This is a genomic window from Limnoglobus sp. (assembly GCF_059499385.1).
The window spans coordinates 171,932-184,608 of sequence record NZ_JCABYM010000106.1 but is presented as its reverse complement, the minus strand read 5'-3'; the positions used below and the strand labels follow the sequence as shown (position 1 = coordinate 184,608).

General features: G+C 61.3%; 8 protein-coding genes. 5 read left to right on the top strand and 3 right to left on the bottom strand.

Going from position 1 to position 12,677, the window contains the following annotated elements; genetic code table 11:
* Positions 1-58: 58 nt before the first annotated feature.
* Positions 59-202 (top strand): hypothetical protein, encoded by a 144-nt coding sequence (locus tag AC5JJ2_RS18770; protein ID WP_495859552.1) that lies wholly within the window; start codon positions 59-61, stop codon positions 200-202.
* Between the two features lie 103 nt (positions 203-305).
* Here AC5JJ2_RS18770 and AC5JJ2_RS18765 read toward each other — a convergent pair whose 3' ends face one another.
* Genes AC5JJ2_RS18765 through AC5JJ2_RS18755 form a run of 3 tightly spaced genes read right to left on the bottom strand, consistent with a single transcriptional unit; the run spans position 306 to position 1,943 of the window.
* Entirely contained in the window at positions 306-893 is a 588-nt protein-coding gene (locus AC5JJ2_RS18765; RefSeq protein WP_495859551.1) for a hypothetical protein, read from the bottom strand.
* Positions 886-1,707, bottom strand: coding sequence for a ParA family protein (locus AC5JJ2_RS18760; RefSeq protein WP_495859550.1), 822 nt, complete (start codon positions 1,705-1,707; stop codon positions 886-888). Before AC5JJ2_RS18760 ends, AC5JJ2_RS18765 begins: the two co-directional genes overlap by 8 nt.
* Entirely contained in the window at positions 1,704-1,943 is a 240-nt protein-coding gene (locus AC5JJ2_RS18755; protein ID WP_495859549.1) for a helix-turn-helix domain-containing protein, read from the bottom strand. The genes AC5JJ2_RS18760 and AC5JJ2_RS18755 overlap by 4 nt, the downstream gene beginning before the upstream one ends.
* A gap of 943 nt (positions 1,944-2,886) precedes the next feature.
* Here AC5JJ2_RS18755 and AC5JJ2_RS18750 point away from each other — a divergent pair.
* From AC5JJ2_RS18750 to AC5JJ2_RS18735, 4 genes are all read left to right on the top strand, one after another.
* A complete protein-coding gene (locus AC5JJ2_RS18750) occupies positions 2,887-3,900 on the top strand; it encodes a hypothetical protein (RefSeq protein WP_495859548.1) in 1,014 nt (337 codons plus the stop codon).
* A gap of 1,536 nt (positions 3,901-5,436) precedes the next feature.
* Positions 5,437-6,051, top strand: a complete 615-nt coding sequence (locus AC5JJ2_RS18745; protein ID WP_495859547.1) for a hypothetical protein — start codon at positions 5,437-5,439, stop codon at positions 6,049-6,051.
* 156 nt (positions 6,052-6,207) lie between these two features.
* Positions 6,208-9,609, top strand: coding sequence for a helicase-related protein (locus tag AC5JJ2_RS18740; protein WP_495859546.1), 3,402 nt, complete (start codon positions 6,208-6,210; stop codon positions 9,607-9,609).
* Positions 9,606-12,674: a DUF1156 domain-containing protein gene (locus AC5JJ2_RS18735; RefSeq protein ID WP_495859545.1), complete on the top strand. Its 3,069-nt coding sequence runs from the start codon at positions 9,606-9,608 to the stop codon at positions 12,672-12,674. The genes AC5JJ2_RS18740 and AC5JJ2_RS18735 overlap by 4 nt, the downstream gene beginning before the upstream one ends.
* Positions 12,675-12,677 lie beyond the last annotated feature (3 nt).

Sequence of the window (12,677 nt, the reverse complement as noted above, 5' to 3'; positions counted from 1 at the left end):
TTTAGGTCACGGTGACGTAAAGGATTCAGTCGCCCGACGTGTTCGAAGGAGGAGTCCGATGACGAACGGAGCCGACAAGCACTACGGTCCGAGCGAGAAGAAGAAGGCCGGGACGAAGAAGGCGAAGCCGAAGGACGTGAAGGCGACGCTGAAGCGGAAGAAGCTACTCCCGGCGAGTCTTGGCAGGGAAAAGAAAGCTTGACCTGATGCCGTTTCGCAAGCGACTGGTCGCCCACGAGTGTCCGTCTAAGCGGCCCGAGAGTTGTTCCCGGAGATTGTTTCATGCCTTGCCCCGTCCGGCGACTCTAGTCGCCGGATCGAGTTCCGGACTTGGTCGGACGGAGACCGGCGCACACAGCCTGAAACAGCTCCTCTTCCGTGTTCACGACTCCGACCGACCGAGAATCGAAGGAATCGAGCACGACTCTCAGTGCCACCCGCATCACCGTGTTCGCGGTGATGCGCTCCCCTTTGTCCGTCCTCCGCCGTTGAAGACTCTTTGCGAGAGCTTCCGCACCATCCCGGAGTTCCGCATCGAGAGGGACCGTGACCCGCTCGGTGTAGAGTTCTGACTTCTTCTCGTGACCGTTCGAAACAGGCGGCTGGCTCTGCTCCTCTCTCTTTACGGGTCGTGCTCGACGCGGCACTTCGGGTCTCGGGTCTCGAACCTGGGGGATTTTCTCCTCAGCCGCCGGTGCCGCAAGCGGCGGCGTTTCTGCCGGCGGCGACTTCACCACTTCTATCCGGGGAGTCGCCGCTTGGACTTCGGCGCGGGTGTCACGAAACGGATCTTCACGTCGCGGACGGCTGTTTGTCTCGCCGAGCGCGCCGAACCCGCCGAACGTTTTTAGTCCGGTCGCGAGTTCCTTGTCGGTGACCTGCCCTTTAGCCATTTGCGACCTTCAGCACGGGCTGCTCGCGGACCTCAAGTCGTGCGAGCACTTCCGCGGCCAGTTTCGTGAAGTCTTCCGTACCCCTTCCGCGGGGAGATTTCTCGTAGTCGAAGATCGTTTTTTGAACACTCGGTGCCGACTTGGCCTTGGTGTTCACCCGGATTCGGGCATCGAACACGCTGTCGCCGATCTCGGCCCGGAGCAGGCTTTCGACCTGACGGCAGATCCGTTCGTTGTGCGAGTAGAGCGTGAGAACGACCCCGAGGGCTTTGAGAGCCGGCGCGAGCTTGAACATCTTCGCGATCGAATCGGAGAGGAGCTGAAGGCCGACCATTGGCAGGTATTCGGCGCTACACGGAACGAGGAAGTAGTGGCTGGCAACGAGCGAGTTCATCACGACAAGCGAAATCGACGGCGGGTTGTCGAGAAAGACCAGGTCGTAGTCGGAGAGCGCCTTGGTCTTTGCGAGGCAGCTCTTCAAAATCGACTCTCGCCCGACGACGCTCACGAGACTCAAGTCTGCGCCCGCGAAATCCTCTGTCACCGGCACGATGTCTAGTCCCGGGGTCGGCGTTGGTAGGATCAGATCGTCTATCGAGGTCTCGTCGAGAATGGCGTCGTAAAGGGTTCGTCTCCCCTCCTCCATCGAAACTGGCCCGATAAGGCTCGCGGTCAAGTTCTGCTGAGCGTCGAGGTCAATGACCAGCACCTTCTTCCCCATCCGGGCAAGAGCCGCGCCGAGGTTCGCCGTGACGGTGGTCTTGAGGCATCCTCCCTTGTGGTTTACGACGCTGATGATTATCGGCTTTCTCATCGCGTCCGCCTCGCCTGCCGGTCTTCAAGCCACTCCTCCAGTTCCCGACGGCGGAATTTCCAGCGTCCGCCGGTCGTGAGACGAAACGCCGGGATCTCCCCCTCGTTGATGAGCTTGTAGAGCGTGTTACGGTGGACGTCGAGAAAGTTGCACGCCTCCGGCACGGACATGATGTCGCGGTCATCCGGAAGTCGAGCGGTCGAGGTTTCGATATCTGAGAGAGCGAAAGCTTTCATGGCAAAGTGCGTTGTTCAGTTACGAGTTCCGCATAGCATCTCCCAGTACGGCACACTAGATGTTATTTCTGCACATTCGAGCACAACGGCTCCCAAGTTCTGAAATTCAGAACTTCGCAACATTCAAAGTGCAGAACTTCACAGCGTCAGAACATCACGACTTCAGCACTTCTGAAGATCCGAAGCGCAGTAGTTCACAAGCTCAGAATTCCAGAGCTTCAGAAGTTACGAGAATCAGAATTTGCGATCTTCTGGACTTTGCAAGTTCTGCATTTCAGAGCTTTAGAAGTTCGGAGATTCTGAAGTTACGAGATTCGGAACTTGCGAAACTCTGCACCTCTGAAGTTCCAAACCTCGGAACTTCACATCATCCGAAGATCCGAAATTCACACACATAGCTGCTGCGAAATACTCCTTGCGAGATCGGGCGTCGCAAGTGTAAGAGGGGCTTTAATCGAGTTGAAGCTCGATTATCTAAGTGCTTGTAAACAGGAGAGTATTTGGCGGAACCAAGAAAATAGGGCACAAAAAAGCCAGCTTTGGCGAGCTGGCTGATTTGTCGGGCGGAGGCCCAAAACGACTTCGTGTGTTTCAACGCTCCCGAAGTTAATTCAACACCCTCCGATCCGTCAAGACGCTCTTTGAGCGTCACGGGTTTTTTGCGCCTTCGGCATTCAATTCCGCCTCCGAGCAGGGAGGAGTAGGGGACGTGTGTGTTCAAGATGGCTTCCGGCTTGTCCGGGCGAATCAACTTCTGGCCGCTCTCGCGATGTTAAACGCGGGAGAGATTAGCTTTCGAGCCTTGCGGGTTTACCTCGCTGCTCTGGAGTCCTTGGCTATTCGGGAAGCGGCGGATCGATCAAGGCGTCGAGGACGGAGTGCCCCGCGTCTCTTTCGTCCTTCGGAACTGGCCGCGAGGATCGGCCTCGAACCCGAGGCGTCCGTGTCTCGTGAGCTGTCGCTCCTCCGGAAGGCCGGTCTCTTGACGTTCTCTGAAGCCGCGATCGCGATCACCGATGGCACGCTTCCAGACGGCAACTCGGTAGCGCTTCTCTGCGGCCGCGGAGCACGGCGACTGGTGCCGGTCCCACGGCAAGTGCTCCGGTTTCTCTCAACCTCAACAAAGCCGGCTCTTGTGAAGACGGTCCTCGCCTATCTGCTCCGCGGCTTGTCGCTGGGAGCGGACGGAACGTTGAGAGGAAAGGGGACAGCGAAGATCTCCTGGATCTGTTCTCTCTGTCGGATCTCGGAGCGTGCCGCTCGTTCCGCCCGGGCGGAGCTGATTCGGCTGGGCTGGATTTCGAAGGACACCGGCTCGGTGCAGCGGAAGCTGAATCGTGACGGAGCGTATTTCGTCATCAACACCGCCTGGCGTCGCGCCACATCCTTTGCACCCCTCCGCAGGGGTTTTCGCCGTCAAATTGCACCCCCTACTGAAAGACAGGAAACTCCTTCGGATTCCAAAAACCAGAAACTCGCCGACGCCGTCGATGCTGGTTCCTGTGGGAAGAACAAACCGAACCTGAGAAACATCCGGGCCGAGGACATCCGAAAACCCTCCCGGCTTCGGGACCTCTTCGAGCAGGCTCTCCTGGAGGGCTGGATGGAGAGGAGCGAAGCCGCATGGCTGAACTTTGCCGCTGCCGCCGTGCGGGCCAACCGAGTTTCCGGCGACAGTGTGCGGATTTTCGTAGGGATTATTCGAAAGGGTCTCTGGCATCACATTTCGGCAAGCGACGAAGACCGGGCTCGGGCCGTCCTCGCTACGACCTTAATCCCTGGATGCCGCCGTGAGCCGGAGGCCCGAACAGAGCGAACAGCAAGCTCCGGGCAAATCAACCCGAGTGGTCATCAGCCCGAGGTTCGAACACTGCTGGAGCAGGTTCTTCGGAAAAGTCATCCACTCGCCGCTCGGGTCACACCCCGATCGATTCCGGACGGGGGTTCGAGGTTATGAAACGACCGCGAGTATGGGACGGGTTCATCACAGTGCGCTCCTCGCGCAGCCGAACGGCCCTTGGCGTGCGTGACGAGAATGACCGGAGTGCGGTCGGTTCTGCTAGCACACTTCGGTGAAAGCGGTCGATGTCACGGTCGTGATTCGACGGTCAGGTTCTGTGACCGGGATGTGAAGTTCTGTTTCGAGAGTCGCTCGGGCGTGCTATGCCGGCCTTGCTGTGGATCAACCACGGCGGGTCGTCAGGAACGGCAAACGTTGTTCATGGCGCTCATCGGATCGGCGGTGACTCCCGGTAAACTCGGCTACTACCGAGCTAAGGGGATGGGGTCGCACCTCGTCACGTCACGCCCGTAGAGCCGGATGCGTCGATAGGCGCTCGTCCGGTTCGACGGAGGCTGACCGAAGTAATCCCGTCTGCGGGCCATGCTTCCCTCGTAAGGAAGTGCCCGCCGCGGAGTAATCTCGGTCTTCTATCCGATAGGGATTCTTTTTGGCGTGAATCGACGGGCGACAGGGGAAACCCTCGATGCGTTCTGCGTCGAGGCCGCTGTGGGTCAAAGCGGGTGCGTGGTCTCTTTGCCACAAATCCCGTCGCGGGGGTCCGGGGCTACGGCGGCACTTGCCGCTACGCTCGCTCAACCGCGCTGGCGTGGGGAGTTCCTGTCGTGGCAACACGCGGGACCGGCTTTTACCGAAGCCGGCGTTCGGGCGAAACACCCGACGGCGAATAGCTCAACCACGAGAGGCCGGAAACGGCTTGCCAGTCAGTCCGACCGGGGACGGTGCCGAACCGGGAATAAGCCAATCACTGATGGGTAAGGGGACGCTTCTGTGTTCGTGCCCCTGAAATCGTCGCGCCTTGTCGGCGCGGCGGAAACTGCGACGCCCTGGGAGGGGCGAACGTGCGGTGATTTGCCCGTGGGGAAGCCCACTACCGACGTGACCGATCGGACGGAGACCACAACGAACCTGGGAAGCCTGATCGCGGCCGGGGTCGCGCCTCGGTGCCCGCGCGTGGTGCGCGGGTGATCGAAATGCGGTCGGGTGGGAGAGTGGCCTGAGTAGGAGCCGGCGGGAGCCGGGCCGAACCGCTGCAAGGCAGTGGCGGGGCGGTTTGTCCGCAGACGGGTGGTGCCGAGCGGAATCTTCGACGAAAGGGCCGACGGGCTTACGAAAGCCGATGATGTAGCGTGCCTGTGGATAACTTCCTTGAAGTTATCCACAGATCCCTGGGCGGGAGGAGCGGCGGTCGAGGAGAGCGCTCTTGGGTGAGCGTTCTCCTCGGCAGTGAACTTGCGACGTGCGCCCGAGGTGTGCCTCGGGCTCCGTTTCGGTTCGTGCGCCGCTACCGCTACGAATTGGGGCGTTGCAACTCACAGAACACAGCACGGCGGAGCCGTGCGGTGGGCGCGTGGGTGGTAGCGTGTCTCTTCGAAACGAGGAGCGAGAGTGCCCAGGGTTACGAGGCTTCTGGGGAGTGTGCCGTGAACACTCCCCGCTCATCGGTCGTTCTTTTAAGCGTTGGTAGGGTGGATGCGGTATCGTTGCGAGGCGGTGTCGGTGGAGGGTTTCATCCAGCAGCTTGCCGTGGCCTACGTCGCCCGCGGGTATCTCTTCTACGTGGCCGGGTGGATTCCGGAGACCAAAGACCCGCACCGGGTAGATGCGAAACTCGTCGAACGGTACGGCATCGATCTCACTCGCTGGTCCCGCGCCAGGCGGAAGCAACTCGGTCAGGCGAGTGTGCAGTACCTGCGGCACGAGGACTTCTTCGTCATCCTCGCGACGCACGGGAAGCACCGCTTCTTCGAGCTTGAGGGGGAGAACGTCCGGGACGTGAGACGCCGGGCGATCAAGTACGCCGGCTACGCCGTCGGGTTCCGCGGCGGGCACGTCCAGGTCCGGATCGACCTCCCGCAATACCGACTCCTCAAGGCATGGTTCGAGGAGGAGGCGACGCGGCGGAGCGTCGAGCGGCTTGCGAAGGCGTTTTACGATCTGCCGTTCGAGCCGTACTACCTGGTGAAGCGGCAAGAGTTTCATCTCCTCCGGGCGGTAAACCGGAGGCGACAGACCGCCGGCCTCCCCCTCGTCCCGAAAGAGTGCATCTGGCTTAAGCGGCGGCCGGTGAAGCCGTTTGGGGCCTGACGTCACCCGAGTGGCGCAAGAGGTCACCACCGGGCGGCCAGACTATTCGCTCAACGGACGTTGTTCCGTAGTCGAGGAACTGGCAGTATCTCTTCATAAAATGTCGGAACAACAGCACGGAACGCGGGTTCCGCGGACCGACGAGGTGTGCCGTCGATGTCTGATTCTCGCCTAACCCCCGGCCGTGTCGTCTCCGGACCACTGCTCAGCGAACCGCACCGGATAGAAACCGTCCAGCAGAACGCGGCGGCGTCGTGGACGCTCGGCTTGGTGGGTCTTCGGTCCGAGCGGTTTCGCCGTCTGAATCTGACCACGAGTGACTTGGCCACGCTTCGGTTCGAAGAGGCCGCCTGCAACTACGCCGGGAACCCGACCCGTCTTCGCCTCGGGGTGCAGGCGTACTCACTCGGCATCTCCTACGAGTTCGACCCGTACTTCGGTCTCTCCATATCCCGAGTCGATCCTCTGCCGCACCAGCTAGAAGCCGTCTACGACTACCTCCTCAAGGTGGCCCGTGTTCGGTTCCTCCTCGCAGACGACGCCGGGGCCGGGAAGACGGTCATGGCCGGGCTTCTCATCCGCGAACTAAAGCTCCGCGGTCTCGCCGAGCGCATCCTCGTCGTTTGCCCCGCGAACCTGGCCTTCCAGTGGCAGCGGGAACTGAAGGAAAAGTTCGATGAGAAGTTCGAGGTGCTCAGGGGGGACGTGATCCGGGAGCAGTTCGGCATCAACCAGTGGATGGAGCGGAACCACGTCATCACCTCGCTCGACTTGGCCAAACGGGAGGACATCCTGCCGGGGCTGAAGCAGGTCCACTGGGACCTCATCATCGTGGACGAAGCCCACCGCATGTCGTGGAGCCCGCCGGCGCGGAAGACCGCCCGGTACGCCCTCGGTGAGCTGCTCCGTGACTCCTCCGACCACCTGCTGCTCCTCACCGCGACGCCGCACAAGGGGGAGCCGGAGAACTTCTCCCTCTTTCTCCAACTCCTCGACACGGATGCCTACGCCGATGTGAAGTCCATCAAGGAGGCGATGGAGAAACGGCGAGCACCGTTCTACCTCCGCCGAACGAAGGAGGCGATGGTCTACTTCCCGGAGCGGCAGGAGGACGGCACCTGGGCGGCGAAGAAGATCTTCACGAAGCGTATCCCGAAGACGGCCGACTTCGGCATCGACGGGGACGAGTTCCAGCTCTACCAGGAAGTGACGCGATTCGTGAAGCGACAGAGCGCGAAGGCTGCGGCCCAAGGGGACAACCCCCGAGCGCGGGCCGTTGGGTTCCTGATGTCACTTTACCAGCGGCGGCTCGCGTCTAGCGCCTACGCCCTCCGCCGGTCGCTCGACAGCCGTGCCCGGAGGCTCGAAGAGGGGCTTAAGCGGGCGAACGAGCTGACTGCCGCTGCCCCGCCCCGGATGCCCGACACGGAAGACATCGAGGAGATGGACGATGTCGAGAAGGGGAAGTTCGAGGAGCTGATTGCCGCCATCACCCTGTCGCAGAACGCGGACCAGGTGAGGGAGGAGATTCTCGAACTAAAGGACTTGGCTCGCGACACGAAGAAGGTCGAGGACGACGACGGGGAGGCGAAGCTCTCCCACCTGAAGGACACCCTCAAGAAGGAGGGGTTTTTCGACAACCCCCAGCAGCGGCTCCTCCTCTTCACCGAGTTCAAGGACACGCTTGATTACCTGACGGGGAAGCTGGTCGCGTGGGGTTTTCGCGTCGGGAACATTCACGGTGGGATGGCCCCCGGGGACCGCGAGTCAAAGGGCACCCGCATCTACGTCGAGCAGCAGTTCCGGGACGGCGACATCCAGGTGTTGGTTGCGACCGAGGCGGCGGGTGAGGGGATTAACCTTCAGTGCTGCCACATCCTCTTCAACTACGACATCCCGTGGAACCCAAACCGGCTCGAACAGCGGATGGGCCGCATCCACCGCTACGGCCAGACGAAGGACTGCCTCATCTTCAACTTCGTGGCGACAAACACCATCGAAGGCCGGGTGCTGCACAAGCTCCTCGAAAAGCTCCAGGAGATCCGGGATGCGCTCGATGACGACGCCGTGTTCAACGTCGTCGGCGAGGTGCTCCCCGCGGCCCACATCGAGCGGGTACTCCGAGACTATTACGCCGGAAAACTCGGCGATGCCGACCTCGAAGACAACCTGCTCCGGGACGTGGACGAGGGACGGTTCCGGAACATCTGCAAGAACGCCCTCGAAGGGCTCGCGTCAAAGAAGCTCAACCTGAACATGCTCATCGAACGACGAGCCAAGGCACAGGAGCGCCGCGTCGTGCCGGAGACTATTGCCCGGTTCCTCGCGGACGGGGCCGAGCAGGTTGCGTTCGGGGTGAAGCCCGTGCCGCGGTTCGCCCACACCTACGACCCGCCGCGGACCCCGACCGCCCTCCGCCGTTACGACTCCGAACCGGACTGGAAGTTCGCCCGAGTCGCCGACAAGTACCCCCGCTATTCGACGGACCGGGAGACGGCGACTGCGAACAACTTCGAGTGGGTGACGCCCGGCCACCCGCTCTTCGAGTCGCTCCGGCGGCACATGCTCCACCTGGCTCAGCCGGAGTTCGCTACCGGTGCGTGCCTCTACTCCGTAAAGCACGACCAGCCCATGCGGCTTGACTTCTACCGCGCTCGCGTGGTGGACGGCCTCGGGAAGACGATTCACGAGCGTCTCTTTGCCCTCGAACTTCGTGCCGACGGAACGGTGTCGGCGCACGAGCCAGCGATCCTCGGCGACCTTAGCCCCGCTCCGACCCCGGCCGAACTCCCGCCAGTTGCGCACGCTCCGGAGGCCTCGGCGTGGCTTGACGAGAACGCCTTGCAGCCGTTTCTCGGAGAGGTGCGGGGCGAACGGTTGGAGGAGATAGACCGGATCGCAGCTCACGTTGAGCTGTCGCTGAACGAATTGGTGCAGAAAGCAGACGAGGAAGTCGGGAAGATTGGCCTTGAGATCGACCAGAAGGTGCCGGGGGCCGAGGGCCGGCTCGCGTCGGCCGAGAATCGGATGAGCGACTTGCTCCTCCGCCGAGAGCGCCGCCGCGACGAACTGGGGAGACAGCGGTCACTCTCCCTGCAAGCCGTAGAGCGACTGACCAGCGTGCTAATCCTCCCCCACCCGGAGCGGCAAGCACCAGAGCTGTCGAACCTGCGGCAGAACCCAGAAACGGAGCGGATCGCGATGGAGTTCGTCATGCGGCACGAGGAGGCACTCGGCCGAAAAGTGTTCGACGTGTCCGAAAAGAACCTCGGGTACGATGTAACTTCGCTCGATGTGACCTCGGGCGATCTTCGTCTCATCGAGGTGAAGGGAATCGGGGCAGCATCGGGGAGCGTCATCCTCACTCCGAACGAGCGGAAGACGGCTGAAGACCGGCCGGACTGCTACTGGCTCTACGTCGTCACGAACTGCAACACCACCCCGACGCTCGAACAGATCCCAAACCCCGCCCGGTTCGACTGGCACGAGGTGCAGAAAGTCGCACACTACTCCCTCAGCCTCGACGAGATGCGGAAGGCGAAGGGGGACGGGTCGTGATCCCGAAGGAATGCAAGCGGCTGGCCGAGGTGGACTTCCCGATCCGGGCAGTATCGCAGTATGCGCCGAGTGAGAAGTCTGCTCGCCACGGTCATCCCAGCACACTCCACCTCTGGTGGGCGAGACGTCCACTTGCAGCTTGTCGGGCCGTCCTGATGACCCTGCTCCTGCCGGACCCGTGTGACCCTCGTTGCCCGTCGGATTTCAAAGCAAAGGCACGAAAAGCCTTACTTCGCATCCAAGGCAACGTCCCTGCGGAAGACGCTGCTCTTCAATCGGCTTTGCTCAAGTTCATCGGAGAGGCATCGAACTGGCAGCTAGCGGCGCACCGTCCGACGCTGGAGGTGGCGCGGGAGTTGGTAGCTGCGGCTTTCCCGGACGACACTCCGCTTGTCGCAGATCCCTTCTCCGGAGGTGGATCGATCCCGTTGGAAGCACTTCGACTCGGCTGCGACGTTTTCTCAAGTGACCTGAATCCGGTCGCGCTCATGATTCTTCGAATCATGTTGCAACACATACCGCGCGACGGTGCGGAACTCAGCGACAAGCTTAGGAAGAAAGGCGAAGAACTCCTCCGCGAGACTGTGAAGCGTTTTGAGTCGCTCTACCCCAGTGGCGCGTCCGGCCGCCGACCAATGGCCTATCTCTGGGCAAGGACGGTGCGTTGCGAATCGCCGGATTGTGGTGCCGAAATCCCGATTTTCCGCTCACCCTGGCTCGCGAAGCGGGGCAGTACCAGAGCACGTTTCTTCAAAGAAGACTCCAAGGGCGACTGCACGGTCGTTCTAATCGACTCGGCACCGAAGGGTGGGCCGATCACGTTTCGGATCGCTCGTGGTTTCGGCAGTCAGGAGATGAAACCTGGTTACGAGCCGGCCATGGGGACAAAGGTTCCTGGCCGAACCGCAAGCGTCCTCTGCCCGTGTTGCAAAGTCGTCCTCCCGGGTAAGAGCAAGCAGAATCGGACGGCTGCTCAACTCTCCGCACAGAAAGGTGGGGCTGACGTCGTCTTCGACCCGAAGGGCAATCGGATAGGCGGGGCGTTTCTTCTCGCGGTCGCTGAGGCGGCACAGAGAGGAAAGACGTACCGGCTTGCGGAAGTCACCGATTATCAGGCCGTTCTCAAGGCACAGAAGGAATTGCAACGGCTCGAAGACGCCCGCCGGGAAGACGGTCAATCGGTGATTCCCGAGGAGACACTTCCTCTCATGAGCGGCACCTTTAACGTGCCGATCTACGGTGTCAATCGATGGGGGGACATGTTCTCTGCCCGCCAGAAATTGGCGATGCTCCACCTCTGCGGGGAGGTGGCAAAGATCTCAGATCCATCGCTGAAAGTAGTTATGGCTGCGGTGCTGGGTCGATGCGCGGATTACTGGAGTGCAGGAACTCGTTGGGTAGCGGCCGGGGAATTCATCGCGAATACTTTCGGAAGACAAGCCCTGGGAATGATCTGGGACTTTGCGGAAGCGTGTCCGTGGGGCGATTCTGGCGGCAATCTGGATGGAGCGATCGACTGGGTAGCTCGCGTCATTGATGCGTGGCCGGGCAACAACGGCAACTCGGCTGAGGTTCAACAAGAAGACTCGCAGGAACACCCGCTCCCCGACGAGAGTGTGTCAGTTTGGTTCACAGACCCGCCATACTACTTCGCGGTTCCGTACGCGGATCTCTCGGATTATTTCTTCGTGTGGCTTAAGCGCGCCTACTCGGTGGACGAGTTGGTGAAAGCACGTTTTCGGACTACCGAGGGGTTAGTGCCCAAAGATCAAGAACTTTGCGAGATGGCGCACTGGGACACGAAGCGGTACGCCCACAAGGATCAGGCTTACTTCGAGTCGGGGATGCGGAAAGCCTTTGCAGAGGGACGCAGGGTCCTTAAACCGGACGGGATCGGCTGTGTGGTATTCGCACACAAGACGACCGAAGGTTGGGAAGCCCTGTTGTCGGGTATTGTCGGTGGTGGATGGGTGATCACCGCGTCATGGCCAATCGCTACTGAACGACCGACTCGGCTACGTTCGAAAGATTCCGCCGCCCTCGCCACCAGCGTACACCTCGTCTGCCGTCCACGGCCTGAAGACGCTCCAATCGGCGACTGGACTCACGTCATCCGCGAACTCCCGAAACGTGTTTCAGAGTGGATAGAACGGCTCCAGAGCGAAGGCGTCCGCGGTGCCGACTTGGTGTTTGCCTGTATCGGCCCCGCGCTCGAAATCTACTCCCGCTACTCCAAAGTCGTGGACGCTGAGGACCGCGAGATACCCCTCGGCGGTGATCCTGAGGCGACGACTCCGCACGAGCGCGGCTACTTGGCCGCAGTGTGGGAGACTGTCGGCCGCGCAGCCCTTGAACAGGTGCTCGGCCGCGCCGGTTCCTCGTCTGGGGTGCTCGAAGAAGACGCCCGCCTTACTGCTCTCTTCTTATGGACACTGCAAGCGACAGAGGCAGAGGTGGACGAATCCGACACCGAAGAAGAAGAGAGTGAGGAGGACGAGACGGACGAAGAGGAGGAGGGCAGCGGCGGCAAGAAGAAGGGCGGGTTTAGCCTGGTCTACGACGTGGCGAGACGATTCGCTCAACCCCTCGGGATTCACCTCGAAGACTGGGAGAACCGCGTTATCGAGACGAAGAAAGGGACGGTGCGCCTGCTCCCCGTAAGCGAGCGGGCTGAGCAACTCTTCGGCAAGGATGGTGCGGAGGCGGTTGCCGACAGGCTCGACGCCGGGCCGAAGAAAGCCTCCGACCAGCAGTTGACACTCTTTGACATCCTCGAAGAGGTAGGTGAAGACCCGACCCCGAAGAAGGGGCGGAGAAAGAAGGGGGCAGGAGTCGCTGACGACGCGCTCAAGTCTAAGCGCGAGGCGACGACCCTTGACCGCGTTCACGCGGCAATGCTGCTCCAGACGAGCGGCCGCACCAACGCTCTACGCACTTTGCTCAAAGATGAAGTGGCCCGCGGCGGGGAGTTCCTGCGGCTGGCGAACGCCCTCTCCGCGCTCTACCCGCAGGGGTGCGAGGAGAAGCGGCTCCTGGATGCCATGTTGTTAGCGATGCCGAGGTAACGC

Excerpts from the sequence above, each read along its gene's own strand:
- AC5JJ2_RS18770 (WP_495859552.1), top strand. The coding sequence starts at position 59 with ATGACGAACGGAGCCGACAAGCACTACGGTCCGAGCGAGAAGAAGAAG.
- AC5JJ2_RS18765 (WP_495859551.1), bottom strand. The coding sequence starts at position 893 with ATGGCTAAAGGGCAGGTCACCGACAAGGAACTCGCGACCGGACTAAAA.
- AC5JJ2_RS18760 (WP_495859550.1), bottom strand. The coding sequence starts at position 1,707 with ATGAGAAAGCCGATAATCATCAGCGTCGTAAACCACAAGGGAGGATGC.
- AC5JJ2_RS18755 (WP_495859549.1), bottom strand. The coding sequence starts at position 1,943 with ATGAAAGCTTTCGCTCTCTCAGATATCGAAACCTCGACCGCTCGACTT.
- AC5JJ2_RS18745 (WP_495859547.1), top strand. The coding sequence starts at position 5,437 with ATGCGGTATCGTTGCGAGGCGGTGTCGGTGGAGGGTTTCATCCAGCAG.
- AC5JJ2_RS18740 (WP_495859546.1), top strand. The coding sequence starts at position 6,208 with ATGTCTGATTCTCGCCTAACCCCCGGCCGTGTCGTCTCCGGACCACTG.